The sequence below is a fragment of the Mesorhizobium sp. M1295 genome, from assembly GCF_040318135.1.
GTDB lineage: Bacteria > Pseudomonadota > Alphaproteobacteria > Rhizobiales > Rhizobiaceae > Mesorhizobium.
The window spans coordinates 60843-87176 of the sequence record NZ_JAMYLU010000025.1; the positions used below are offsets into that span (position 1 = coordinate 60843).

23 protein-coding genes and 1 pseudogene are annotated in these 26334 nt (G+C 60.6%); 15 read left to right on the top strand and 9 right to left on the bottom strand.

Features of this window, described 5'->3' with window-relative positions; genetic code table 11:
• Positions 1-55: 55 nt before the first annotated feature.
• From NKH29_RS27000 to iolD, 3 genes are all read right to left on the bottom strand, one after another.
• A complete protein-coding gene (locus NKH29_RS27000) occupies positions 56-871 on the bottom strand; it encodes an SDR family oxidoreductase (RefSeq protein ID WP_352494519.1) in 816 nt (271 codons plus the stop codon).
• Entirely contained in the window at positions 868-1773 is a 906-nt protein-coding gene (iolE, locus tag NKH29_RS27005; protein ID WP_352855605.1) for a myo-inosose-2 dehydratase, read from the bottom strand. Before iolE ends, NKH29_RS27000 begins: the two co-directional genes overlap by 4 nt.
• Positions 1774-1899: 126 nt before the next feature.
• Entirely contained in the window at positions 1900-3720 is a 1821-nt protein-coding gene (gene iolD / locus NKH29_RS27010; RefSeq protein ID WP_502898591.1) for a 3D-(3,5/4)-trihydroxycyclohexane-1,2-dione acylhydrolase (decyclizing), read from the bottom strand.
• A 132-nt stretch (positions 3721-3852) separates the two neighbouring features.
• On the opposite strand from iolD, the gene iolG reads away from it, so the two are divergent.
• The 7 genes from iolG to NKH29_RS27045 all read left to right on the top strand — a co-directional run bounded on the left by iolG (position 3853) and on the right by NKH29_RS27045 (position 11286).
• Positions 3853-4872: an inositol 2-dehydrogenase gene (iolG, locus tag NKH29_RS27015; protein ID WP_352494517.1), complete on the top strand. Its 1020-nt coding sequence runs from the start codon at positions 3853-3855 to the stop codon at positions 4870-4872.
• Positions 4865-6301 carry an NAD-dependent succinate-semialdehyde dehydrogenase gene (locus tag NKH29_RS27020; RefSeq protein ID WP_023718617.1) on the top strand — a complete coding sequence of 479 codons (1437 nt, stop codon included), beginning with the start codon at positions 4865-4867 and terminating at the stop codon, positions 6299-6301. The genes iolG and NKH29_RS27020 overlap by 8 nt, the downstream gene beginning before the upstream one ends.
• A gap of 12 nt (positions 6302-6313) precedes the next feature.
• On the top strand, positions 6314-7126 hold the full coding sequence (locus NKH29_RS27025; protein WP_353000995.1) for an HpcH/HpaI aldolase family protein: 813 nt from the start codon (positions 6314-6316) through the stop codon (positions 7124-7126).
• The gene (locus NKH29_RS27030; RefSeq protein ID WP_031193884.1) at positions 7126-8091 is read left to right on the top strand and encodes a hydroxyacid dehydrogenase; all 966 of its coding nucleotides are present in this window, start codon (positions 7126-7128) and stop codon (positions 8089-8091) included. The genes NKH29_RS27025 and NKH29_RS27030 overlap by 1 nt, the downstream gene beginning before the upstream one ends.
• 297 nt (positions 8092-8388) lie before the next feature.
• The gene (locus tag NKH29_RS27035; protein ID WP_023718614.1) at positions 8389-9138 is read left to right on the top strand and encodes an ATP-binding cassette domain-containing protein; all 750 of its coding nucleotides are present in this window, start codon (positions 8389-8391) and stop codon (positions 9136-9138) included.
• Between the two features lie 55 nt (positions 9139-9193).
• A complete protein-coding gene (locus NKH29_RS27040) occupies positions 9194-10219 on the top strand; it encodes an ABC transporter permease (RefSeq protein WP_502911301.1) in 1026 nt (341 codons plus the stop codon).
• Between the two features lie 62 nt (positions 10220-10281).
• Entirely contained in the window at positions 10282-11286 is a 1005-nt protein-coding gene (locus NKH29_RS27045; protein WP_352494514.1) for a substrate-binding domain-containing protein, read from the top strand.
• Positions 11287-11649: 363 nt separating this feature from the next.
• On the opposite strand, the gene NKH29_RS27055 is transcribed toward NKH29_RS27045, so the two are convergent.
• Together NKH29_RS27055 and NKH29_RS27060 are read right to left on the bottom strand one after the other, a co-directional pair.
• Entirely contained in the window at positions 11650-12744 is a 1095-nt protein-coding gene (locus tag NKH29_RS27055; RefSeq protein ID WP_352790743.1) for an ROK family transcriptional regulator, read from the bottom strand.
• Between the two features lie 57 nt (positions 12745-12801).
• The gene (locus NKH29_RS27060; RefSeq protein ID WP_023675551.1) at positions 12802-13452 is read right to left on the bottom strand and encodes an SGNH/GDSL hydrolase family protein; all 651 of its coding nucleotides are present in this window, start codon (positions 13450-13452) and stop codon (positions 12802-12804) included.
• A 322-nt stretch (positions 13453-13774) separates the two neighbouring features.
• Here NKH29_RS27060 and NKH29_RS27065 point away from each other — a divergent pair, with 322 nt between their 5' ends.
• From NKH29_RS27065 to NKH29_RS27075, 3 genes are all read left to right on the top strand, one after another.
• Complete coding sequence (locus NKH29_RS27065; protein ID WP_352790744.1) at positions 13775-14854, top strand: substrate-binding domain-containing protein; 1080 nt, start codon at positions 13775-13777, stop codon at positions 14852-14854.
• Between the two features lie 81 nt (positions 14855-14935).
• Complete coding sequence (locus tag NKH29_RS27070; RefSeq protein ID WP_353001000.1) at positions 14936-16447, top strand: sugar ABC transporter ATP-binding protein; 1512 nt, start codon at positions 14936-14938, stop codon at positions 16445-16447.
• Positions 16448-16455: 8 nt separating this feature from the next.
• The gene (locus NKH29_RS27075) at positions 16456-17259 is read left to right on the top strand and encodes an ABC transporter permease (protein ID WP_352790746.1); all 804 of its coding nucleotides are present in this window, start codon (positions 16456-16458) and stop codon (positions 17257-17259) included.
• On the opposite strand, the pseudogene NKH29_RS27080 reads toward NKH29_RS27075, so the two are convergent.
• A pseudogene (locus NKH29_RS27080) lies at positions 17142-17483 on the bottom strand (hypothetical protein); the annotation flags it as partial. The gene NKH29_RS27075 and the pseudogene NKH29_RS27080 sit on opposite strands and share 118 nt — an antisense overlap.
• On the opposite strand from NKH29_RS27080, the gene NKH29_RS27085 reads away from it, so the two are divergent.
• Genes NKH29_RS27085 through NKH29_RS27095 form a run of 3 tightly spaced genes read left to right on the top strand, consistent with a single transcriptional unit; the run spans position 17482 to position 18630 of the window.
• A complete protein-coding gene (locus tag NKH29_RS27085; RefSeq protein ID WP_353001002.1) occupies positions 17482-17637 on the top strand; it encodes a YjiS-like domain-containing protein in 156 nt (51 codons plus the stop codon). The pseudogene NKH29_RS27080 and the gene NKH29_RS27085 overlap by 2 nt on opposite strands.
• Before the next feature lie 10 nt (positions 17638-17647).
• Positions 17648-18118 (top strand): aldo/keto reductase, encoded by a 471-nt coding sequence (locus tag NKH29_RS27090; protein ID WP_352790748.1) that lies wholly within the window; start codon positions 17648-17650, stop codon positions 18116-18118.
• The gene (locus NKH29_RS27095) at positions 18076-18630 is read left to right on the top strand and encodes an aldo/keto reductase (protein WP_352494507.1); all 555 of its coding nucleotides are present in this window, start codon (positions 18076-18078) and stop codon (positions 18628-18630) included. The genes NKH29_RS27090 and NKH29_RS27095 overlap by 43 nt, the downstream gene beginning before the upstream one ends.
• 167 nt (positions 18631-18797) lie before the next feature.
• Here the strand turns inward: NKH29_RS27095 and NKH29_RS27100 are convergent, their stop codons facing one another.
• The 3 genes from NKH29_RS27100 to NKH29_RS27110 form a co-directional block, all read right to left on the bottom strand.
• Entirely contained in the window at positions 18798-20957 is a 2160-nt protein-coding gene (locus tag NKH29_RS27100; RefSeq protein ID WP_353001004.1) for a hypothetical protein, read from the bottom strand.
• 683 nt (positions 20958-21640) lie between these two features.
• Positions 21641-22750, bottom strand: a complete 1110-nt coding sequence (locus tag NKH29_RS27105) for an acyltransferase family protein (protein ID WP_352639361.1) — start codon at positions 22748-22750, stop codon at positions 21641-21643.
• Between the two features lie 64 nt (positions 22751-22814).
• Positions 22815-23663, bottom strand: coding sequence for a class I SAM-dependent methyltransferase (locus NKH29_RS27110; RefSeq protein WP_352484582.1), 849 nt, complete (start codon positions 23661-23663; stop codon positions 22815-22817).
• 428 nt (positions 23664-24091) lie between these two features.
• Here NKH29_RS27110 and NKH29_RS27115 point away from each other — a divergent pair, with 428 nt between their 5' ends.
• Together NKH29_RS27115 and NKH29_RS27120 are read left to right on the top strand one after the other, a co-directional pair.
• The gene (locus tag NKH29_RS27115; protein WP_353001007.1) at positions 24092-24802 is read left to right on the top strand and encodes a hypothetical protein; all 711 of its coding nucleotides are present in this window, start codon (positions 24092-24094) and stop codon (positions 24800-24802) included.
• Positions 24803-24891: 89 nt separating this feature from the next.
• Positions 24892-26172 carry a hypothetical protein gene (locus tag NKH29_RS27120; RefSeq protein WP_352639363.1) on the top strand — a complete coding sequence of 427 codons (1281 nt, stop codon included), beginning with the start codon at positions 24892-24894 and terminating at the stop codon, positions 26170-26172.
• Positions 26173-26334 lie beyond the last annotated feature (162 nt).

The following is a 26334-nucleotide window of genomic DNA, read 5'->3' on the forward strand; positions in this document are numbered from 1 at the left end:
TCCTCACAGGGCAGCTGCTTTCTTTTCCGTCTCCGCTTCGACGGTTCCAATGGCTTCAGAGCGCCATCGCCTTCTCAGGCACGGCCATGGGACCGGGTGCGGCGCCAAGCACGGTCTGGTCGTAATCCACCACCGCACCCGTCATGAGACCCGCATCGTCCGAAACGAGAAAGTTGACCGCTCGTGCCGCCTCGCGGGGGTCGATCAGGCGTCCGAAGGGCAGGTGTGCAACGGCTTTCGCTTCCCAGTCGGGATCGCCCTTCTCGCTCGCCTGCAATTCCCGCTCGTGGTCGGACGCCATCCAGCCGATATCCAGCTGGTTGACGCGGATGCGGTTCTTCATGACGGAAAATGCCGTGTTGCGGGTCAGTGTCGCCAGTGCCGCCTTGGTGGCGCAGTAGACGTTGATGAAGGGCTGGCCGGCCTGCTGCGAAATCGAGCCGATGTTGCAGATCGCACCCTCGATGCCATGGCCGATCATGTGCCGGATGGCTTCCTGCATGAGGAAATAAGGTCCGCGTACATTCACGGCGAACAGGGCGTCGAACAATTCTGGCGATGTGTCGAGGATCGTGCCTCGGTCCGTCCGCGCGCCTGCATTGACCAGCACGTCGATTCTTCCGAAAACGCGCTCCGCTTCCGCGATCACGCGGCGGCAATCCTCGACATTGCCAAGATCGGCGTTGACATAGTGCACGGGCACGCCCGTGGCGTGCGAAATGTCTGCGGCCACCGCGCGGCCCTTGGTTTCGTTACGACCAAGTGTGACGAGGCCAGCGGCTCCGGCTCGGGCGAGCTGGCGAGCGATAGCCGCGCCCAGTCCTTGCGTCGATCCGGTGACGACGCAGATCTTACCATCCATCCGGTTCATGCCTTGTCCTCCACTGTGTAGCCAGCCGCGGCCATGACGCGCAGCAATTCCTTGTGACCTATCTTCGCCATTTCGAGCGGCGGGCTTTTGACGGGATCCTGCTCGGCTTCAACGACGAACCAGCCTTCGTAGCCGTGGCTCGCCAAGCGCTTGATCATCGCCTCGAAGTCGAGCCAGCCGTCGCCGGGCACGGTGAAGGCTCCGTTGACCACCGCGTCGAGAAAACTTTCCCGGGTGCGGTCGAGCCCGTCCACGACTGCCTGGCGGATATCCTTGGTGTGTACATGCGAAATGCGGGCGTGGTGCTTGTCGACCACCCGCAGCACGTCGCCGCCGGCAAAGGCCATGTGGCCGGCGTCGTAAAGCAGGGCCAGACCCTCGCCGGAATGTTTCATCAGGAAGTCGAGCTCTTCCTCGGTCTCGATCGGCGCGGCCATGTGGTGGTGGTAGGAAATCGGCATGCCCTCGTCCGAACACCATTCGGCGAAGGCAGTCATCTTGCGACCATAGATTCTGATCTCGTCTTCCGAGAGCCGCCGCTTGGTGGAAAGCGGCGCGGAGCGATCACCCTGTATGGTGCCTGCAGTCTCGCCGTAGACGATGCAGGGGGCATCGACGGCCTTGAAGAGCTGCATCTGCTGGGCGATGCGGTCTTTCTCCGCTTCGATATCGCCGTCAAGCAGCAGACCGGAGAACCAGCCGCCGCAGACGCTCATGCCGTGCTGCCTCAGAATGGGCTCGAGAACCGCCGCGTCCATCGGGAAGCGGCGGCCGGTCTCCATGCCGGTGAAGCCGGCCTCACGGGCCTGCCGCAGACACTCCTCCAGCGAAACGTCGTCGCTCAATTCGGCGAGGTCATCGTTCCACCAGGCGATCGGCGCGATGCCGAGCTTGGCTCTCATCTTGATCTCCATCATCATTCCAGCTGCCGCCGCCCACTTTTGGCGCCGCGAAAAAACTGCCGGAACAATGCTAAGGGAGTGTGGCATCGTTCCGGCAGAGGACGCCCCAGGGGGCGTCCGAAAAACCTAGACTCCGATGCGCTGCCGTTTGCGGCCTTCGGCTTGAACCGAATGGGCCTCGCGCACCTCGGCCCGCTCGCTGACCTGCGGCACGCCGACATCCCACCAGGCGTCGCCGGGTGTCCAGGTGTAGCCATCGGAGACGATGGTGATCACGGTGGTGCGATCCGTCCCTTTGGCCCACTCCACAGCCTGGCCGAGATCGGCAAGGCTCTCTACCCGCCGCGTGAGGGCGCCCATGGCCTCGGCGTGCTTGGCGAAGTCGACCGAAAACGGCTCCTTGACCCGGCAATCCTTGATCATGTTGTTGAACGACGCGCCGCCCTTGGCATTCTGCAGCCGGTTGATCACCGCATAACCGCCATTGTCACAGACGATCAGGATCATCTTGTGGCCGGCGAGGACCGATGAGTAGACGTCGGAATTCATCATCATGTAGGTGCCGTCGCCGATCATCACGATTGGCGTGCGGCTCGGATCCGCCATCGCCGCACCCCATCCGGCTGAGATCTCATAGCCCATGCAGGAAAATCCGAACTCGCAGTCGAAGGTGTTCGGCTCTTTCACGCGCCAGTTCTTCATGACTTCCCCGGGAAGCCCGCCTGCCGCGGTGATCAGCAGATCCCGCTCGCCGGCCTTCGCGTTGACCACGCCGACGACCTGCGCGTAAGTCGGAACCGGGTCATTCGTGGGTTTTTGGAATCCGTCGAGCGCGGTGTTCCACTTGGCAAACTCGACCTTGCCTTTTTCGGTCCAGCCGCTTTCGGCTTTCCAGTCACCGAGCGCGGCCTCGACCTCGTTGATGGTTTCCAGCGCATCGCCGACCACGGCGAGAGCCCGGTGCTTCGTGGCATCCCACCGCGCGGCGTTGATCGAGACGAATTTGGCGTCGGGGCTGAACGCACTCCACGATCCCGTCGTGAAGTCCATGAGCCGCGTGCCGACGGCCAGGATCACATCGGCCTCACCCGCAAGCGCGTTCGCCGATGTCGAGCCGACGATGCCAATGGGCCCGACATGGGCAGGATGGTCGTGCGTCACCGTGCCCTTACCGGCGATGGTTTCGGCAAGCGGAATACCGCGCGCCTCGGCGAATTTCGCAACAGCAGCCTCCGCACCGGAGTAACGCACGCCGCCGCCTGAAATGATCAGCGGACGCTTTGCCGCCTTGAGAAGACGCACCGCCTCTTCGAGACGCGCGCGATCCGGCCGGGGGCGCGGAATCGCATGGACCGTGGGTTCGAAGAAGGACTCGGGATAATCCCAGACGACCTCCTGCACGTCTTGGGGAAGGGCGATGAAAGCCGGCCCGCAGTCGGCCGGATCAAGCAGAACCGCGACCGCCTGGGGCAGCGAGGAGATGATCTGTTCGGGATGGACAATACGGTCCCAGTAGCGAGTCACCGCCTTGAACGCGTCGTTGACGTTTACTGTAGGATCGCCGAAGTGCTCGACCTGCTGCATCACCGGATCCGGCCGGCGGCTGACAAAGGTGTCGCCGGCAAGCATCAGTACCGGAAGCCGATTTGAATGGGCGACGCCTGCGGCGGTCACCATGTTCAGAGCGCCCGGGCCGATAGAGGTAGCGGCGATCATGATCTGGCGCCGGCGCTTCGCTTTCGCGAACCCGATCGCAGCCAGTGCCATCGACTGCTCGTTCTGGCCGCGCCATGTTGGCAGGACGTCCTGCGCGGCCTCCAAGGCCTCGGACAGGCAGGTGACATTGCCGTGACCGAAAATGGCGAACACGCCCGCAAACAGCGGAGCCTTGCTGCCGTCGATAACGGTGAATTGATTGCTTAAATAGCGCACGAGCGCCTGCGTCATGGTCAGACGAATGGTCTTCGTCATCGCTTCCTCCCTGGCGAATTTCCGTTGTGCAGACTATTACGAAATAGCCATTGACAAATCAACCTCTTTGCAACGATCATTGCAAAAATATTGTTGCGGAGGAATGCAATGCTGAGAATTGGCGTGCTCGGTTGCGGGCGCATCGGGCGCATGCATGCGGCCAATATCGCTGCACACCCACGAACGAAACTGGCGGCGGTGTATGACGTCAATCGCGCCGCCGCCGACGAAGTGTCAGCCATGCTCGGCCTTCCCGCGTTGGACTCGGCCGACGCCATGTTTGACACGGACGATGTGGACGCCGTGTTGATCGCGACGGCCACCGATACCCATGTCGACTACATTGAGCGGGCAGTGGCGGCCGGAAAGCCAGTGTTGTGCGAGAAGCCCATCGACCTTGACCTGATGCGTGTCGATCGCTGTGCCGCGAACATCCGTGGAAGCAAGCTGCCCATCATGATTGGCTTCGTCCGCCGCTTCGATCCCGGGCATGCTGCGGTGCGGGCGGCTCTCCAGAGTGGCGAGCTCGGCGAGCTCCACCAGGTGATCATCACGTCGCGGGATCCTGGCATGGCGCCAGCTGCCTACATACGCGTGTCCGGCGGCATATTTCGCGACATGACAATCCACGATTTTGACATGGCTCGCTTCATGCTCGGTGAAGAGCCCGTTGAGGTCTTTGCGACCGGCAGCCGGCTGGTCGACCCGGACCTGATGGCCGAGACGAATGACTGGGATACGGTGACCGTGGTTTTGCGCACCGCCAGCGGCAAGCAGTGCATCATCAACAACTCACGACGCGCGGTCTATGGATACGATCAGCGCGTCGAGGCTTTCGGATCGGCCGGCATGGCGATTTCCGAGAACCGACGCGCGCATGAGGCCCGTATCTATGCCGATGGGCTGAGCGATCGGGCGCAGCCATACCTTCACTTCTTTATCGAGCGATACAGGGAAGCGTTCAACGCTGAAATCGACGACTTCGTCGACGCCATCGAAAATGGACGCCAGCCGTCGGTCGTATTCGAGGACGGACGCCTTGCGCTGGTCCTCGCCGAAGCAGCGATCAAATCTGTCGCAGAGCGTCGGGTGGTCAGCACCAGCGAGATCGGTGACGGCAATGTATGACAAATACGGACTTTTCATCGACGGTGAATGGCGCGCCGCTTCCGACCGAAGCACGGCGACCGTAGCCAGTCCCGTCACCGAACGCTCACTGGGCGACACTCCAACCGCGACGCTGGACGATACACAATCTGCCTTGGCGGCCGCCGAACGTGGCCTTTCTGCCTGGCGAGCAAAGAGCGCGTTCGAGCGCGCCGACGCGCTTCACGCTATCGCCGACGAAATGGGCCGGCGCAAGGACGAAGCCGCCCGCATGATTACGCTGGAGACGGGCAAGCCCATTGCCCAATCCGAACGCGAGTGGGTTCTGGCGACGGATCAGTTCCGGTGGTACGCCGAGGAGGCTCGGCGTGTTTATGGCCGTATCATCGAGAGCCGTGTCCCCGGAGGTCGCTTCGAAGTGCTGCATGAGCCGATCGGCGTCGTGGCGGCCTTTACGGCATGGAATTTTCCGGCCGCGCTCGTCGCCCGCAAGGTCGCCCCGGCGCTTGCCGCCGGTTGTTCGGCCATCCTTCGGCCTTCGAGCCAGACGCCAGGGGTCGCGATGGTGATGATCGACTGCCTGCGTGCGGGCAGGCTCCCCCCAGGCACGGTCGGTCTTCTCGTCGGGTCCACGGCCACAACCTACGTGCCGCTGATGGCGTCGGCGCTTGTGCGCAAGGTTTCGCTGACCGGGTCTACACGGGTCGGGCAGCAAATGCTGCGCGACGCAGCCGATACGGTGAAGAAGGTGTCGATGGAGCTTGGCGGTAACGCGCCTCTCATCGTCTTCGACGACGCGGATATCGAAAGCGCGCTCAACGTGTCCGTGCCCACGAAGTTCGCCAATGCCGGGCAGGTTTGCGTCACGCCAGACCGCTTTTTCATCCACGAAAAGGTCCATGATGCTTTCGTCGACGGGTTCGTCACGCGGGCGAAGGCCCTGAAGCTGGGTGATGGTCTCGATCCGACGGTGCAGATGGGCCCCTTGATCAATGCCAGGAGGACCGACGAAATCGAACAAATCGTTACCGACGCGGAAAAGGCCGGTGCCAGGATTGCCGCAGGCGGCCGCCGCTCGCCGGCGTTCAACGCCGGTCATTTCTTTGAGCCGACGGTCCTTACCGATGTTGCTGACGACATGACCGTGTTTGCCGAGGAGAATTTTGGTCCGATCGCGGCCATCACCCGTTTCTCGTCCGAAGAGGAGGTCCTGGGTCGGGCAAACGCCTCGAAGATGGGGCTTTCTGCCTATGCCTTCACCCGGGATGCGGGGCGCGCCCGCAGAGTTGTCGCGACGCTCAAGGCCGGAATGGTCGGCATCAACAGCTTTGCGCTAGCGGCTTCCGAGGCGCCGTTCGGCGGGACCAACCATTCCGGCATGGGCCGGGAAGGCGGCGCGGAAGGTATCCGGGACTATCTCGATACCAAGCTGGCTCATATCGTATTCTAAGGAGCGTTTTTCATGATCAAGAACAGGCTCAAGCAGCTTTGGGCCGATGGGAAGCCCACCATCAATGGCTGGCTTTCGATCGGCAACAGTTTCACCGCCGAGATCATGGCGGCGCAAGGTTACGACTGCATCGGCGTCGACCTCCAACATGGAGCGCTCGATTACAGCGGCCTGCTGCCAATGCTCCAGGCGATGCGTGCCTCCGCTACGGTGCCGCTCGTCAGGGTGCCTTGGCTGGAGCCAGGCATCATCATGAAAGTGCTCGACGCAGGTGCTTACGGCGTCATCTGTCCGATGGTGAATACCGCCGAACAGGCGGCCGAGTTTGTCAGCTACGTGCGCTATCCGCCACTCGGCAGCCGAAGCTTTGGTCCGACACGTGTGAATTTCGCGGCCGGTGCCAATTACGCTTCTGAATCCAATGGCGAGATACTTGCCTTTGCCATGGTTGAGACGGCCGAGGCGATGGACAATCTCGACGCGATCGCTTCCACCCCTGGACTGGACGGGATCTACGTTGGTCCGGCCGACCTGACCCTCGGCATGACCCAGGGCCGCTTGCCGCCTGCCTTCGACCGCGAAGAACCGGAGATGATCGAGGCCATCCAGCATATCGTGGCGGCCTGCAAAAAAGCCGGCATAGCCGCGGGATTGCACTGTGGAACTCCGGCTTACGCGGCGCGTGCGATCGGGTGGGGCTACAACATGACCACCGTCTCCAACGACGTGCGCATGCTGGCCGGTGCGGCGGAAGCGAACGTCAAAAAGTTCAGGGAACTCACGGGCGGATCAAGCGTCAGCGCCGGTTCCAAGGGAGGGTACTGATGCCGCATGTTCTAGTTGCCGGGAAACTCCATCCGGCTGGAATTTCCTTGCTCGAACAGGCCGCCGGCATCACCTACGATTACGTGGAGGAAGTCTCCGAGCCAAGTTATGCCCCGCTGATCGACAAGGCCGACGGGCTGGTGATCCGCACACAGCCTCTCTCGGCGGCGACCGTTGAGATGGGGCACAGGCTCCGGATCGTGTCCCGCCACGGTGTCGGCTACGACTCTGTCGATTTGCCGTCCCTCAACAAGCGTGGGATCACGCTCGCCGTCGTCGGAGACGTCAATTCCATATCTGTCGCCGAGCACGCGATGATGATGCTCCTTGCCTGCGCCAAGCATGCTGTGCGCGGCGACCGGTCAGTTCGCGAGGGTGTGTGGAATTGGCGCAACCGGCTGGAAGCTTCGGAACTGGCCGGCAAGCGCCTGCTGATTCTTGGCTACGGCCGCATCGGCCGGCATCTCGCGAAGATGGCGGCTGCCTTTTCCATGGAAGTCGCCGCCTACGATCCGTATCTCGAAAAAATCGGATGGCCGGAAGGCCCTGCTAAAGCCGTCTCCGATCTGGCGTCGGCCCTTCAATGGGCGGATGCGATTTCCGTCCATGCTCCCAAGGGCGATGCTCCTGTGATCGGCGAGCGCGAGTTCGCCCTTCTGAAGCCGGGAGCCTGGCTCGTGAACACCGCGCGCGGCGGCGTCGTCGACGAAAAGGCACTTCTTGCAGCCCTTGCGTCTGGCAAGGTGGCGGCCGCTGGCCTCGACGTGTTCGACGAGGAACCCCCCGCCGCCGACAATCCGCTTCTGTCCTGCGATCAGGTGATCCTGTCGCCGCATATTGCCGGCCTCACCGCCGAATGCGGTGAACGGATGGCCGTGTCAGCTGTGCGCAATGTGCTCGATTTCTTCGAGAGCAGGATCGACCCGATGCTCGTGGTCAACGGCAAAGAGCTGAACGGCCATTGATAGCATCGCAGCCGCTAAGCAACCACCGGAAGCCGCTACCCAAGGTCTGTCAGTCCGGTGCAACAGGAAACCGTTGCAACAAAGCAGATGCCGCAATTGGGCAATCGCTTGAAAGCGATTCCGCATGAAGTCGCGCAAAAACATATCATATTAAAAACAGTTAGTTAATTGACATCAAAATAGTTGTTGCAAATTATAAAACTCTGCAATAAGCATTGTTGCACAAGAACTTCATATGCAATTTCCGTTGCAAAATGAGGCGAGGCGAGACTCCAAGAGCCGCCGGTCCACGGGAGGATGAACCACGTGTCTTTGCTTGAAGTGCAGGGCGTCGGCAAAAGCTTCGGAGCAATCCGCGCGCTGTCCGACGTCAGCTTTTCGATCGAACCCGGTGAAGTGGCCGGCCTGATGGGGGACAACGGCGCCGGCAAGTCGACAATGGTCAAACTGATTTCGGGAAATTTTCCCCCGACCGAAGGGCAGATCAGAGTCGGCGGCAAGGCCTGCCACTTCCATAAGCCGCTCGATGCTCGCGCCGAGGGGATCGAGGTCGTGTATCAGGATCTCGCGCTGGCGGACAATCTAACCGCCGCGCAGAACGTGTTTCTAGGCCGAGAACTCAAAAAGGGCATCTGGCCTTTCCGAATACTCGATAAGCAGGCGATGATCGATCGCTCCGCGGAGCTGTTCAGCGAACTGAAGTCAGAAACGCGGCCACGCGATCTCGTAAAAAAAATGTCGGGCGGTCAGCGCCAGGCAATTGCGATTTCACGGACCCGTTTGTCCAACGCCAGACTCGTCATTATGGACGAACCGACCGCTGCGATTTCCGTGCGCCAAGTTGCTGAGGTCCTGGAATTGATCCGGCGCATGAAAGCGCGCGGTGTCGCGGTGATCCTGATTAGCCACCGCATGCCAGACGTTTTTGCCGTGTGCGATCGCATCGTCGTTCTACGGCGCGGAACGAAGGTTGCCGACAAACCCACCCTTCAGACATCTCCGGAAGAAATCACCGGACTAATCACGGGAGCGATCCGTGCAGCCTAGTCAACCCGAAGCGATCCAGGAAAGCCACGCCTCGATTGCCGACGTCGTCGGCATCATGGAACAAACTGCGCTTCAGAAGTTGAGAAGTAGCCAGGCCTTCTGGGTCTCGGTCGCGCTCTTCGTCCTTGTCGCGTTTATGGCAGTGTTGGAACCGAGCTTCGGCACAGCCGAAAACGCAACCAACATCACCCGGAATTTCGCGCTGATCGCCATCATGGGCCTGGGCATGACCGTGGTGTTGATTACGGGCGGGATCGATCTTTCCGTTGGGTCAGTCATGGGCCTCGTGGCCATCGTGGCCGGTCTTCTACTGACCTGGCATTATCCTTGGTACGTGGCGTTCGCCTCCGGCCTTCTCGCTGGAGTTGCCTGCGGCGCGTTCAACGGCTTTTTCGTCGCCTATATCGGCATGCCGTCCTTCGTGGTCACACTCGGCATGTTGTCGATCGCTCGTTCCCTTGCCGTGGTGCTGTCAGGCAACCAGATGCTCTACCAATTCGGACCTGACGCGCCGATCGTGAAAGCGATCGGCCAAGCGAAGTGGCCGGTGCACTCGCTGGAGGGATGGGCTCCTTACTGGATACCGCAGTTCTCGTCCCATTTCTGGGTGATGGTGATCATGGCGCTAGCCCTCGGCTGGGTATTCATCTTCACCGCGTGGGCCCGCCATCTGTTCGCGATCGGCGGTAACGAGAATGCGGCACGCATGACGGGCGTGCCCGTCGATCGGATCAAGTTCCAGGCGTATGTTTTCTCGTCCTTCTGCGCCTCGATCGCATCCCTGCTGCTGCTTGGCTATAGCGGTTCGGCGATCAACGCCGTCGGCACCGGGTATGAATTGCGCGTCATCGCCGGCACAGTTATCGGCGGCGCAAACCTGATGGGGGGCTACGGCACAGCCTTCGGCGCGGTCATCGGGTCGGCCTTCCTCGAGGTCATCCGCAACGCCCTATTGATGGCAGGCATCGATTCCAACTGGCAGGGTGCCTTTGTCGGCATCTTCATAATTCTCGCTGTGCTTCTGGGTCTGGGTACTTCCGGCAAATCGCTGAAGTCCTTCTTCACCATCAAGCGTGCCTAGAGCTCTGCCGGCTTATGCCGGTGGAATATCCTGAGGTGAACACAACAAACGGAGGAACATCGATGAAGAAATATCTTTTGGCGGCGGCGGTTGCCGCGTCCGCCCTGACGGCGGGGCAGGCCTACGCCCAGCAGAAACTCGTATTCGCGCTGGTGCCGAAGAACATGAACAACCCATATTTCGACCAGGCTCGTGATGGCTGCAAGAAGGCAGAGGCCGAGTCCAACGGCGCATTCGAGTGCATGTACATCGGACCCGGCGAGCACGGTGGCGGTGAGGAACAGGTTCAGATCGTGCAGGATCTGGTTGCCAAGAAGGTCGATGGCATCGCCGTTGCACCGGCGAACGCGGCAGCCATGGCCGTCGCTCTGCAAGCCGCGAAGGAAGCTGGTATTCCTGTTCTGACCTGGGACGCGGACGTGCTGCCCGAGAACAAGGACCTGCGCGCCGCCTATGTCGGAACGCACAACTACGAGATTGGCGTGAACCTCGCCAAGATCGTGCAGACGATCAAGCCGAAAGGCGGCACCATCTGCATCCAGTCGGGTGGCGCAGCTGCAGCAAACCATAACGAGCGCATGCAGGGCATCCGCGACACGCTCTCCGGGACCAAGTCAGCCGCTTCGCCCGGCGATCCCTTGACCGGTCAGAACGGCTGGACCGAGGCGCCAGGCTGCCCGCTCTATACAAACGACGACTTTCCGCTTTCGGTACAGCAGTTCCAGGACTACATGGCGAAGATGCCGAACCTTGACGCATTCGTGCCGACCGGCGGCTTCCCGCAATTTGTCCCGGACGCGAACCGTGCTGCGGTCGATCCCTACAAGGACAAGATCGCCAAGAAGGAACTGGCCCTTGTCGTTGCCGATACCTTGCCCACGCAGATTGACCAGATGAAGGAAGGATACTCCCTCGGCCAGGTCGGTCAGCGTCCGTTCGAAATGGGCTACAAGACGATGTTTGCGCTCAAGGACATGAAGGACGGCAAGCCTGCTCCGACCGATCCGACCTACACCGGCCTCGACGTCTGCACGCCGGAGACGGTCGCCACCTGCATCGCGAAGTAATAAAAAAGGGGGCGGGAGACATCCCGCCTTCTATTTCATGGCCGACCTACGGCCGATCCGCAAACGGCCGTCGCTGTCATGCCGGCCCTTCCAGCGCGACCCGCCGTCGTCACGACGAAAACAGATGCCGGAAGGGCCGCCATCGCTTGACGGAACTCCAACGACGTCTCCGGTGCAGCCGCGGCGCTCATGGGCCAACCAAAGGCCGGTTTGGTCTCATCGAACGCCCGCTCGCTCCATGCCGGGGTATTCGAGCGGGAATTCCGAACGGCCCTTGAGGACAACCTAAGTGGTAATGTGAGGCTGTTTTAGCAGAAGCGAGGCGAACGCCTGGGTCGGCTAGACAGAGCGGTTCGGGCACAATCACTGGATCATGAAGCGCGAGCTGAACGGCAGGCTCGCCGCTCCCACGGCCTTCGGGCTGATGGTGACCCGCGCCGGCAACGCTTCGATGGTGACGAATTCGCGGTTGATGTCGGCGCACAACGCCTTGGCGATTTTCCGCGGCGCATAGCTGGACAGGACGACCGTCCTGAACTCAACAAACTGGGTCAGCGCCGAAATCGACGCTTTCAGGCGATTGGAGCATTCCCCCAGCCATTCGCTGTAGGCCTCTCCGAGATCAGGCCACTCCGGGTTGCTGCTCCAGATGATTTGGGACGGGCGCCCGCGCTCGGTCAGTTCGCTCTCCAGGCGCACAAGGCCATGAGCGAAGCTTGCGCTGGAGTTTCCCTTGTAGATCTGGTGATTGAGGATAAGCCTGCTTTGTAGTCTCGCGCCGAGATAGAAGAACAAATAGTCGTTCAGCGGCTTTGCGACGCCGAACATGCTCTCGCCGCCGGCTGCCGCGGTGATGTCGTTCTGCACGAAAACCGGCAGCTTGCTCTGCTCTTCGATCTCGCCTTGCAGAGCCTTCAAGGAGGTGCTCGATCCGTTGCGGATTGCAGCCATGGCGTCGACTTCGTCGGGAACAGCCAGCCCGATGCCGGCGACCCGGCCGCGCGCCTCGATCGGCAGGCTCGTCATGGCCTGCCCGATCGCTCCCAGCAAATCGCTGCTTTGCGGAAAGGGATTGGCTTCATCCGCCGGCAGCTGCTTGTGGAAGCGCACGGTGCCGATGAAGTCGATGAGCGCGATGTCGATCCTGCGCCGGCTGAAGCCGACGCCGACCGCATAGGCGCCCTCCGGATCGAGCGAAAGCGGGATGGTGGGCGGCCCGACGCGGCCGCGCTGCGCCTCGCCCTGCGAGACCAGGCCTTCCTGCACGAGCGAGCGGACGATGACCGAGGCCGTCTGCGCCGACAGGCCGGTCTTCTCGCCGATTTCCATCCGCGAAATGCCTTCGTTCTGAAGCAGCAACGATAGCACCAGCCGCTCATTGTAGCTGCGGACGCTCAACGCATTCAGCCCGCTCGCACGATCCGCGATGCGCAAGGGATTGGGTGGTGCGAATCTCATGTCAGGCAAGGGTCTCCCCGTCGGTAAGAGCGCGTTGCCTGGCAGCGGTTTGGTTGCTCATGTCGAGCGGCTCCAGCCGATGGCGTCGACCGCGCGGGCCAGCTCCGTGCCCAGCAATCTGTGGGCTTCGGCATCGATGTGAAACCCGTCCGCTTCGCTGCAGGATACCACCGAGCCGGCATCGAAAAAGTGCAGTTCGAGCGAGTCCGCCAGAACCTCGAACTCGAGCGCCAGCAGGCGCGATTTCTCCGGCGCGCCGGCGAAGATGGACTTCCATTCCTTGACGTCGTCCTGCATCGGCGGCGGCGCCACGATCATGATTTCGGGCGTGGTGCCGCCCGGACCTGGCGCCAGCTCCTTGATGTCGTAAACGAGGCAGCCGATTCCCATCGCCACTTCCGACGGCGGCTTGTTGAAGCGGATCTTCAGGTCGTTAGTGCCGAGCATGATGATGACGAGGTCGAGCGTCGCATGGCTCTGCAGGCAAGGGCGAAGATAGGTTCGGCCGTTCTTGTGTGCTCCCTCGATCGGATCGTCATGGACGGTGGTGCGACCGCTCAATCCTTCCTCGATGACATACCAATCGGCCCCCAGCTGTGCACGCAGTATCCCCGGCCAACGCTCATCGGGACCATAGCGCTCGAGCGGCCCCCTGCCGGGGATCTGGCCGTGCGTGTTGGAGTCGCCGTAGCACAATACTGATCGCATGTTTTTCCCGCCGGGACTGACAGCGCGCCGAAGCCGGCGAGCGCCATTCATGATGGATAGAGGAGCGGTGAAAGGCAAGCAAGGGAATAGTCATTCAACATGACTAACTATTGACAGGCCGAATCCGCTGTGCTTCTAAAGTGCCCGGAGGAGTTCTCAACCGTCATCATCGTCCAGCCCAGGTTGGACCTCGACACGCATGTGTTCGGGGGCGGGAGAATTGCGTGCATCGGTCGGTTTGCGACGACGAGCGTGCATTGGGAGAGCGTCTCGCGGCCGTACGCATTCGTACGGCCGGGGCAACCACAAGGAGGAGAATTCAATGTTAGGATTGCTGAAAACCGTCAGTCTGGGAGTGCTCGTTGTATCAGCGCTTGCCGTAACATCCCTGGCGCATGCGGAAGATGTCAAGCTGATGGACGGCGTCGCGCCGCGCCCCGACGACACGCGCATGACCGCGGCCGGTGCGTTCAAGAAGGACCCGCCCTGGGTCATCGGAATGAGCGACTTCGGCGTCAACGCAAACACCTGGACCGTGCAGGTGGCGCACGAGGCGGAAAATGCCGCAGCAAAGGACAAGCGCATCTCGAAGTTCATCCTGCTCGATGCCGGCTTCGACCAGAAGAAGCAGGTGGCCGATATCGAGGATCTGATCGCGCAACATGTCGACGCGATCATCGTTCAGCCGGTGACCAGCACATCGGCCAACGCCAGCATCGCCAAGGCGGTCGCCGCCGGCATCCCCGTCATTCTTCATACCGGCCGCATCGATTCCGATGCCTACACCACCGAAATCCAGGGCGGCGCTGAACATTTCGGCAAGGTGATGGGCGACTGGCTGGTGAAGACCGTCGGCGAGAACGGCAAGATCTGGGTCCTGCGTGGCCTGGCCGGCCATCCGGAAGACACTAACCGCTACAACGGCCTCTTGGAATCGCTCAAGGGCACGCATGTGCAGATCACCGCCGAGGAGCATGGCGACTGGCAGTACGACAAGGCCAAGAAGCTGTGCGAGACACTCTATCTGAACAATCCGCAGGTCGACGGCATCTGGTCGTCCGGCGCCGACATGACACGCGCCTGCGTCGACGTCTTCAAGCAGTTCGGCACGCCCATTCCACCGATTTCGGGCGAGGGCAACAATGGCTATTTCGGCCAGTGGATCACGGACGGATTCAAGTCGATCTCTCCCGAATACAGCCCCGCCCAGGGCGCCGCCGGCGTGCGCGCCGCTGTTGCGCTGCTTGAGGGTCAGCAGCTCTACAAGCGCTATGTCTACAACCCCGACGGCTGGGACAAGGACAAGGCTGCCAAATACTATCGCGACGATTTGACGGCCAATGTCTGGTGGCCGAGCGAACTGCCGGAGGACAAGCTCAAGGAATATTACGGCAAGAAGTGACGGCGCCGTGGCTGGCGGGGAGTGGACAAGCATTCCCCGCAGGCCGTTCCATCTGTCGAATCCGGTTCGTTCGAGGGTTTCGTGACCAATCTTATCGAGATGTCCCACATTTCGAAGGCGTTCGGAGGGAGCAAGGCGCTCCACTCCGTTTCCCTCGATCTGAAGGCGGGCAGCGTCCACGCCCTGATGGGGGAGAACGGCGCCAGGAAATCGACGCTCATGAAGATCCTGGCGGGCGTGCATCAGCCCGATTCCGGCGAAATCTTCATGAACGGGGAAAAGCTCGATCTGAAGTCGCCGCGCGACGCGCTGGATGCCGGCATTTCGACCGTTTTCCAGGAGCACTCGCTGCTGCCCAATCTGTCGATCGCAGAGAACATGTTTCTCGGCCGGGAGCCGACGACCCGGTTCGGCTCGATCGACTATCCCGAGATGAGCAGCCAGACCGCCAAGGCGCTTGGCGAACTCGGCCTCACCCTCGACCCATCACAACTCGTCTCCAACCTGACGATCGCCGAGCGGCAATTCGTCGAGATCGCGCATTGCATCCAGGCGGACGCCAGCGTGCTCATCCTGGACGAGCCGACGGCGGCGCTGAACGCGGCCGACGTCGATGTGCTCAACCGCAACATCCGCCGGCTGCGCGATAAGGGAAAGGCTGTTGTCTACATCTCGCATCGCATGGAGGAGATCTTCGAGCTGTGCGACACGGTCACGGTGCTGAAGGACGGCGCGCTGGTCGGCACCAGGGTGGTATCCGAGATCACCACCGACGAACTCATCGCCATGATGGTCGGACGCGAACTCCAGGACCTTTTTCCCGATCGCACGGGCGACAAGGGCGACGAGATCCTGCGCGTCGAAAACCTCAGGATCACCGAGACATCGCAGCCGCTGTCGCTGACTTTGCACAAGGGTGAGATCGTCGCTTTGGCAGGGCTGGAGGGGCAGGGCCAGCAGCGCTTCCTGAGATCGCTGATCGGCCGCTACCATCCCTTTGCGGGGACGATTTCCATCAACGGCAAAGCGCTCAAGATGCCGCTCTCGACATCATCAGGCGTTCGCCATTTGCAGCAGCTGAAGGTCGGTTTCGTTCCCGAAGACCGCAAGGAAGAGGGGCTCTTTCTCGCCCTGCCGATCGCCCACAACATTGCCATCGGATTGCATTCGAGGCGATCCGAACTTGCGTCGGCGCGATCCTATCGAAGCGTTATCGCCCGCTTGATGGAGGTCATGAACATAAAGGCGGTAGGTCCATCCGCTCCGGTCGCCTCCCTATCGGGCGGCAACCAGCAAAAGGTTCTGCTCGGCCGCTACCTCGCCGCGGATCTCGATCTTCTGCTGGTGGAGGAGCCGACCCGCGGCGTCGACATCGGCGCCAAGTCGGAGATCTACCACCTGCTGCGCGACTTCACCCGCAAGGGCGGCGCGGTGCTGGTGCTGTCGCGCGAGACGATCGAGTTGATTGGGCTCTGCGACCGCATCTACGTCGTCCACCACGACACCATCGTTGCCGAAATGCCGGCGGCGCAGGCGACGGAACACAAGATCCTCGACGCGGCCCTGATGGGCGGCTCCACGCGCCAGCATTAGGGGCTTCCATGTATCATTCGCTGTTCAACATCCTGAGTGGCCGGAACACACGACAGGGCCTGTGGGGCCTGCCGCTGCTGGTCGCCTTGCTCATTTCGCTGTGGCTGACCGTCGAGACGACACAGTTCGCCACGGCCGAAAACCTTTTCAACCTGGTTGCCCAGGCGATGCCGCTGATCATCGCGGCGCTCGGACAGCTCATCGTCGTGCTGATCGGCGGGCTCGACCTGTCGGTCGGCTCGGTCATCAGCTTCACGACGGCGGTGCTGGCGCTGGACCAGCCGGCGATCGTGCTGATCCCGGCGGTCTTTCTGCTGGCCGCGTTCATCGGGTTGATCAACGGCCTGGCGATCACCCGCTTCAACGTCCATCCGATCATCGCGACGCTGTCGACGCAGTATATCGTGCTTGGCATCACGCGCATCTTACGTCCCGTCTCCGGCGGCACCGTGCCGGAAATCGTCATCGCTGCCGTTTCCGGCAGTTTCCTCGGCATTCCCTATCCGGTTTTCTGGGGGATCGTCGTGATCCTGGTGGGCTGGAAACTGCTCTACGGATCGCGGTACGGGCTGCATCTGTTCGCGATCGGCGGCGGCATCGCGTCCGGCGCCGAGAGTGCGGCCCGCAACTTCGGCGTCTCCGACCGTCGCAACAGCGGTTCGCCAATCTGCTTTTCGAGCGCGGTGACGCGTCGTCCAAGGGTGGCTGCGCTGAGGCGCGTGGTTCCCGTCGCTGCGCTCAAGCCACCCAGCCGCGCAACGTCGAGAAACAACCTCAGATCGTCCCAGCCAATATCCATTTTGCAGAAATGAAAAACTCCTTGCGACCGTGGCTGTAGCGCGAAGCGGGCATCGCGCGCAAGTATGCAGGAATTGGAGGCGTTGGATAATCTTGCCTGACGGGACAGGGATAAGCGCCTCGGCTGGCCAAGAAGCGAGCGCCATCTTTTCGATCGAGCATGCGATTCGCGCAGATGCTTTGCGCTTTCGATCAACCCAGGCGCGCGGGCATTCTGCGCGCCAAAGGAGACGACCATGTTGTATGAACTTCGATACCGTTTCACCCGCTGGATTGCCTATCGCCAGACGCTTGCGAGCTTGAGGCAGGCCCCGGACAGCACACTGGTGGATGCCTGCATTTCCCGCGATGAGATCCGCGAGCGTGCCCGCCATGCCAGCCTGCGCCGTTGAGGAAACGGGCATGGAGATGATGGAGCTTTGGGATGGCCGATCGGTGCCGCGCATCGGGATCGGCACCTGGGCAGCGGGGGGTGCCGCGCGCTGGCGCGACACGGCGACAATCTATGGCGAGGTCGACGATATCAGGTCGCAAGCCGCGCTGGCGATGGCCTATGACATCGGCGCGCGGGTGTTCGACACGGCTGCCGCCTATGGCGCCGGCAATGCCGAACTAATCCTCGGGCGGGCGTTGAAGGGTAAGGACGAAGCCGTCATCGTCACCAAGGTCGGCTATTTCGGCGATCCCGAAACGCGCAAGATCGCTCCCGAGGATGCCTCTGCCGCGGCGATCCGGACATCGATCGACAATTCGCGGCAGCGCCTGCAGCGCGATTTTATCGACGTCGTGCTGCTACACATCAACGAATATCCGATCGAACGCGCGGCGAGGTGTTCGATACGCTCGGCCTGTTGCGCCAGGAGGGCAAGATAGGCGGCTTCGGCTGGAGCACCGATCACTGCGAACGGCTTGCGGCCTACGCGCCGCGCGAGGGTTTCGTCGCCGTAGAGAACGACTTCAATGTGTTTACCCCGGCGAACGAGCTGATGGCCGTTGCGGCGCGCGAGCACCTCGTCTCGTTCAGCCGGCTGCCGCTGGCAATGGGACTGCTCACCGGCAAATACACGCCGGCCATGAGGCTGCCCACCGATGACGTGCGCGGCGGGAATGCCGATTGGATGGTGTTTTTCAGGGATGGCGCCGCCAACCCGCAGTATCTGTCAAGGCTCTCGGCAATCCGCGACCTGCTCACCTCGGGCGGACGCACGCTTGCGCAGGGTGCGCTCGGCTGGATCCTCGCCAAGTCGGCAATCGCCTTGCCGGTTCCCGGCTTCACGCGGCCCGAGCAGGTCGCGGACAATCTCGGTGCGCTGGAAAGAGGGCCGCTGCCGGCAGCGGTGATGGCCGAGATCGACGCCGTGCTGAAAATTGCCGAGACCGCTTAGTGTTGCGAATCCGAAATTCGCATTGGTGATGATGCCGACCAACTTCGATCTCTCCGATATCCGCCGGTATCTTATCTTCCCTTGGCCAAGCTTCCGTGGCGCAATTGAACAAAGACGGAGCGGCGGACCCGACTCCATTTGAAGGTCCGCCGCTCCGGGTTTTCAGATCACAAAGACTGATGCTGCCACGGGAAATGGGTAGCGAGCTGCGCTTGAGCTGCGCCGCCGACTTCATCGCTGTCGATAGAGAGCGATCCGGTTGTACTGTCAAAGATGATGTGGTGGGAACCATCATCGGCGGCCGTATCAGCAGAGGAAGCATGCAATGAAAGCCCGCCCGACTTAAGCTCGGTAAGAGCGGGTTGATCGAGGTGGAGCTTGTCCTGGAGCTTGCTGAAGTCGAAGGCGTCGTTGCCTCCGTGGCCGGACATGATCTCGGCGGCGCCATTTTTTGCCTGGGCGCCGACATTTTCATCGGGCTGGACGGTCTGCGCGAACCCGTGGCGAACCAGGCTGGTTGCCGTTGTGTCGGACGGGTCGTTGGTCGGGAGAAGCTCCGAGCCGGCCGAAAGAGAATGGTTCAACGCAGCCAATATGCGGTCAACGCTGCTGCCCTCGCTTACCTTGTCGCCGGCATTATCGTGGGTGGTGTCAGTCGAACTGCCGTCGCTGGCAAGGAGGTGCGAAAGCGCGGTCTTGCTATCACTGCCATCGCTTGTGGTGGCGCCGGAAGCGGCGGTATCAGTCGAACTGCCATTGCCAGCGAGGAGGTGCGAGAGCGCGGTCTTGCCATGACTGCCATCGCTTGTGGTGGCGCCGGAAGCGGCTGTATCGGTCGAACTACTATTGCCGGCGAGGAGATGCGAAAGCGCGGTCTTGCCATGACTGCCATCGCTTGTGGTGGCGCTGGAAGCGGCGGTATCAGTCGAACGGCCATTGCCGGCGAGGAGATGCGAAAGCGCGGTCTTGCTATCACTACCATCGCTTGTGGAGGCGGCGGTGTCGGTCGAACTGCTATTGCCAGCGAGGAGGTGCGAAAGCGCGGTCTTGCTATGATTGCTATCGCCGGTAGTGGTCTCGGCAGGGGCAGTCGCAGTCGAGCTGCTATCGCCGGTGATGGCCCCGGAAGGGGCGGTGGCAGCCGAGGTGCTGTCGCTGGGGGTGGCCCCGGAAGGGGCGGTGGCAGTCGAGGTGCTGTCGCTGGGGGTGGCCTCGGACGGGGCCGTGGCAATCGAGGCGCTATCGCCGGTGGTGGCCTCGGCAGGGGCAGTTGAGGCGCCATCGCTGGGGGTGGCCTCGGACGGGGCCGTGGCAGTTGAGGCGCTGTCGCTGGGGGTGGCCTCGGACGGGGCCGTGGCAGTTGAGGCGCTGTCGCTGGGGGTGGCCTCGGACGGGGCCGTGGCAGTCGAGGCGCTATCGCCGGTGGTGGCTTCGGAAGGGGCGATGGCAGTCGAGGTGCTGTCGCCGGCGGTGGCTTCGGAAGGGGAGGTGACAGTCGAGGTGCCATCGCTGGCAGTGGCTTCGGAAGGGATGCTCGCCGTAGAACTGGGATCAGTAGCCGCGGCTTCGGAAGGAGCAGTCCCTCCAGTGCTGAGATTGTGTTCCCGGAAAACGGCCTGCAGTTCCGAAGAGCTCTCCAACGCTGTGTCGCCTCGCTGCGAACCCCAGGCGTATGCGTAGTCGAAGGCGGGTGACGGAACCAGCTTGGCCCAGTGGTCCATCATGGTTTCCATCTGGGTGGCGGTGGGCACGACATATTTGCCACCCATGTCGGTGTTATAGTCGCCACCTCCAAACGTCTGGTAGCCTGGAATGATCTGGCTCGTCGGGATGCCCGACGCCTGAGCGGCGGCGACGAATTTGTCGATCATGTTGTAGTCGACCGCGCCATCCGTGCGGACAGGATAGACATCCACGCCGTAGTAATCGATACCCGTACTGGCGGGATTGTAGGTGTTCGAAAAATCTGGATTCGCCGACGTCCCCAGGCTCATCATTGTGATATAGGTCTTGGCATCCGGCACATTGGAATGAATCCAGTCGGATTCTGCCTTCAGATTTGCGGCAGAGGCGTAGGTACCCCATTGGCCGGTGGGATCCGGCTCGTCAACCAGGAAGAATCCGAACAGCTTTGGATTACCGATGAAGGGCGTGACCTTGTCGACAAAGGAGGAGGTTACTCCGTCGGTTTCGTTCAGATAGACCATGCCTTTCATACCGTCCGGCAGCGCATTGAGTTGGTCAACGGATGAAACGTCAGCCAGATTGAATCCGGCTTGTGCAATTTCCGTGCCCGATCCACCTGACGTGTAATGCAGAGTTGTCATCCAATATTCCTTTTTCTGTTTCGACAGCGCCCTACCTACAGACTGCGTATATTAGCGCCAAATCACATACCGGCACCCCGTGAGAGAAACTTTGATCGTAAGTTGATACACACAGTGCGACCTTCTCCCCGATAAGCCCTTCGATGCGGTGCCAGGTCGCAAGAGAGTCTTGCGCCATGTGCCGGACCTGGCGTGCGCTATTTGGAGTGCGCTTCGCTGCTCTTGAAGCCTCGTCGTGCGGGGTGCTGGGGAATCGGCTGAGCCGTCAATGAAACCGGAAGCGGGACACATCCAGTGTGCCGTACAGCGTGCCAAGCCTGGATACCCCGGTGCTTCGCGATTAACGCGAATCTTTCTGGCACACCCGCCGAGCGCTTCTGATCACGATGTTCGTGCGGACGAGGTTGGCCGGATTGGCTGCGACGCTGGTGCAAGGCGATATATCCCAGACACCAGAGCGCGAACGAGCGGCTTGCGTACCGGCGTCTCGATGAAGCGCCAGACGAGAAAAGAGGCAAGAAGAATCCCGGCAAATACAACGAAGAATGCGGCGTTCTTTCCGACATGCGGCGCCAGCGCATTAAGCGAGATGTAGCCAATATCGTACAGCGTGCCAAGCCTGGATACCCCGGTGTTTCGCGATTAACGCGAATCTTTCTGGCACACCCGCCGAGCGCTTCTGATCACGATGTTCGTGCGGACGAGGTTGGCCGGATTGGCTGCGACGCTGGTGCAAGGCGATATATCCCAGACACCAGAGCGCGAACGAGCGGCTTGCGTACCGGCGTCTCGATGAAGCGCCAGACGAGAAAAGAGGCAAGAAGAATCCCGGCAAATACAACGAAGAATGCGGCGTTCTTTCCGACATGCGGCGCCAGCGCGTTAAGCGAGATGTAGCCAATATACTGATGCAAAAGATACAGTGGATAAGTCAATCCTCCGAGCATCATGACAACCTTGGATGGAGCAATCACGGAGCGGAGCAGTATCGCGCCAGAGAAGACTCCGTAGACCACTATATTGGCAGCGAGGAGAGCAGGATACGAAATGGCAGCGCCAAAGTGCTCATGCATCCAGTGGTGAGAGAAGATTATGGTCTGGCAAGACACCAGGAATGCGACGGCAAGAAGCAGGAACGCAGCCGGCGAACGGCCCCTTGCAACGATGTCTTCCGCGAGGATGCCGGCGGCAAACAAAGGCGCATAGTTTGTAATAAAGAGAATGCGTATCACCGCGTTCTCAAAGAAGAACTCGTTGCTTGCCGAAATTGCGAGCCAGATGGCAGCGATAGGTATTTTCCAGCGCTGAAAGGCACCCGCAAAGATCAGCACTGCAACCCAGCCGTAGAACAGGATCTCGAGCATGATCGACCAGTAGGCCCCATCCATGGATGGTCTGCCGAAGAGGCGGGCGAACATAGAGAGATTGGCTACATAGGTCGCAATATCGGTCGGAAAACGCTGGTCTTTGGCGACGACGAGAACAACAAAAGTTGCGGTCATGCAGACGAGGAATCCGGGATAAAGCCGGGCGAAGCGGGCGACCGCGAATTCCTGCCAGGTTCGACCTTCGGCCGACCACGCGATGACGAAACCGCTGATCAGGAAAAACAGATTGACGCCGAGATAGCCATAGATGGCGTAAGGTGCTGCGGCAGGATATTCCACATCGAGACTTCCGGCGATCGCGCCGCCAAAAAGATAATGATAGAGCACGACCGCGAGGGCTGCGGCCAAGCGCAGCAGGTCGAGTGATGCCATGCGCGCCGGAATGGCCTTGCCTGCCGGTTCCACAGCCACCTCCCGTCGCCGTTTCAGCTTTTGACACCCATCAGCGGCTTGATCCGCAATGCCAGTGCTAACGCAAAGGCTGCAAACCGGCGGCAGGCCACGCCTTTACCTTCTCAAGTACGAACAGCTGCTCGCAGGACAGGAACCGGAGGACGCTGAAAGAGCGTACCAGTTCGAGCCCCGCCTCTGCGAAATCCTGTCGTGCAACGTTAAGATTGACGGGATGAGGCGCCGACAGCCTTCCGGTGATTATCTTCCGCAGCCTTAGTCGCATTCTCTGGAGGCGGGTGCCAACGCCGTAGGATACGATCAGACGGCGGCTGGCAACGCGCGCGAGCTCCATGATAATGTCGCGCCTGAGATGTGGCGGGATAAGATGGATGAGGCGAAGACAGACCACCGTGTCAAAGCTTTCGTCGGCGAACGGCAGTTGCGTCACGTCACATCGGATGAATCCCCGAAATCCGGGCTGACCTTCATATGCTGACTTAGCCAGGGCCATCATTTCCATTGAAATGTCTGCAGCCAGCACCTGACAATCATGCCGGCCCAGCACGCCAGCCAGCTTCCCGGTTCCGCATGGGATATCGAGCACCTGAGATGGAGGCGGGCTGCACCTCTCCAGCGCCTTGGCGATGCAGCGCTGCTCCCGTCGCGCAATGACGTAGGATGCAATTGTAGACAGCTTCAAGCGGCCTGCATATCCGTCCAGGTACCAGCTCGCAAAGCTCGGATCCTGATATCTCTGCTTTGTTGGGAGATCATAGGCCGCGGCCGCGACTTCGGCGTCGTAACTAGTAGGCATAGCGGCTGTAGCCCCTGCTGACGGATATGACTTGAGGTCCTCGCTCATCTGCCCGCTTTCATACGATTTCTCCTGAGATGGAATCGAAGATTTTTTGTCCAACATATTCATTGGATGCCCCACCAAGCTGTTCTATTGGCGATAGAGGCGGCAAAAGATCAGTTCTGGGTGGGGCCATCGCAGAGGTAAGGTTTCCAGATGGCTGGGTATCTCGCATCCCCCGAACGGATGAGACATGCCGAACTTATGACTACTGAGCCCCGTGGAGGTGCGCTGGGGCATTGGGCTACTGCACAGCCCTGTCGGGGACGGAACGGCAAACGGATGGAAGGCAATCGGGAAGGATAGTGACCGAAACGCACTCCTTCCGTTCACGATTATGGCCTTCGTCGATATCCTAACGTGACCACACCGTCATTCATACGGATGGCGCGAATTCCTGGCTCGTCGGCTAGACATCCCGGGAAGAGATGGGCGTTCGCTTCAGCAAATGGACATAACATCACTGCCGGAAGGCTTCCCTCAGTCTGGATTGAAAGATGATCTTGGAGCTATTTGGGCCGTCCGGTGCTGGTAAGACGACGTTGGCGTGCGAGCTGGTGCACGTTCTGCGAGCTCAGGGCTACTCTGTGGTTTTGCAGACCGGCGACCGTCGACACCCGGTTAGAAGAGCCGCCTTCAAACTAGTCTCCGGCTTGCATTCAAAGTGGATTGGACAGCGTTCTCTCGGTGCAGAAGTGCTTAAGATCCTTCCACCCAAGAATGAGCTGTGGGCGGCTCGTCTGAACTGGCATCTTGAAGCTCTTCTACAAGCCTGGCGCGCGGCAATAGCGTCCAAGGACACGATCTCAATTTTTGACCAGGGTATGGTACAATTCGTGTGCTCGCTGGTTTTGTTCAGCGGCATAACGGATCGTGAAAGGGTGTCGTGCGCCCTCGAGCTTCTACCCAAACCGGACCTGCTTGTCCGATTGCAGGCGCCACGAGAGATTCTAGAGGCGCGGTTGAAGGAACGCCGGCGTAATCTCGGCATCATTCAGAAGTTCCTCGAAGTTGATCTGCAGAGCAGTCTTGATCATATCGACCACGTTAATCTTATCGAGGAACAACTTGGATCGTTCCCGGTACCGACAACTTGCGTTGAAAGCTTAGATTCGGACGGGCTCGCTGCCGCCACCGAAATAATAGCGCGTGGAGTAATTGACAAGTTTGGCGCGGCGCGGGCGAAATTTAAAAGGGTTGAAGCTTAGAGAGATACGGTTTTGAAGCGTCGAGAAGAAGGTATCCAATAAAAACGGAAATCGAACTATTGAGACGGAACCGCGTGAGTTGACACGACATGCGCTTTTTTCGCTACCAAATTGTCTTGGCGTTGACGCTAGCTGCCAGCGCGACATCCATAGATCTGCGCGGAGCGGTGAGTGAAGAGGATGTGGCATCGACAAAGTTCGTCGCGCCGGTGGCCATGGACCTGCCTGATTACCTGCACCCGGCGAAGGATGCGGCATTTGGCACAACTTTCACGCGAATAACCAAACCCGGAATCCTCGGCGCCGGCGTCGCATGCGGGAGCAAATATTGCAGCCACCGCTATTCGAGCGCTCAGGCCTGGAATTCGGATCAGAGCCTTCTTGTCATCAGCAACGGCTGCGGCGGCTTATGCTTCCTGGATGGGCGCACCTACGCTCCGCTTTTTCGCCGTGTTCGATCGATCGAATGCGAATGGCACCCTCGCGATCCCGACCTGATGATCTGCGTCGGTGGTCGGAAAATCTCGACGTGGGCGCCACGCACCAATCATGAGGAGGTCCTGTTTGTTTCGACTGACAGTAGCGATCTCCAGTTCGGCCCTTATAAAGGGAATCCGAGCCGTGACGGCAGCCGTATAGCCGTGCGCGCGGTTCGCGGGGACGGCAAAGCGGTCGTCTTTGCCTACGATCTCAAACAGCGGCGGAAGTTTCCGGAAATCGATCTCGCACAGCTTGTCGGGACCAACAGCGCCTGCTCAATCTCGCCGCTAGGCGTCAACATCTTATGCATTCAGTACCTAAAAGACGAAACTGAACAGACGTTCATCTTTTCGGTTGACGGCGTTCTGCGCCAAAAATGGACCGAGCATCATCGGCCTGGCCATGGGGACATGACGGTCGATGCCGACGGCAGCGAAATCTATGTGGGGATCAGTAAATCCGATCCGGACATATTCCAGGTGATCAAGCGAAGGCTGTCAGATGGGAAAGTCACCTCGCTGATGAGATATGGCGAAGCACAGCATGCATCGCTCAGGTCACTGGACAGGCCGGGTTGGGTGTTCCTTAGCTATTCCGGCGACCCGGACGAAGTATCGAAATATCCGAATTGGGCGCCGTATGCGCGGGAAGTCATCGCGCTGCGCATCGACGGCAGCGGAGAGGTTCGACGTGTTGTGCAGACGAAGAACGCTCCATTCGACTACTGGAGTGAGACCCACGCCTCGCCGTCCCCAGACGGTTCACAGGTGGTCTGGTCAAGCAATTGGGGAGTACCCGGCGGTCCGGTTTACGATTTCGTCGCCCGTATTGACTGGCCGGAACGGTCAAACACTGGCTCGAGAGCATTAACCGCGAGCGGTCTTCAATAACGAAACCTTCCGGTCACCTATCACGGTTGTCTCCGATCGTGCTTACCCATTGTGCGTTCAACACCTCACCTCCAACTTAGTTGTGTGCGTCAAGTTCTGCAAAAATGGCGTGGCAGTAGCTGTGACGTCGGCGTGTCCGCCGCGCAGCCCCCGTGTTTAGCG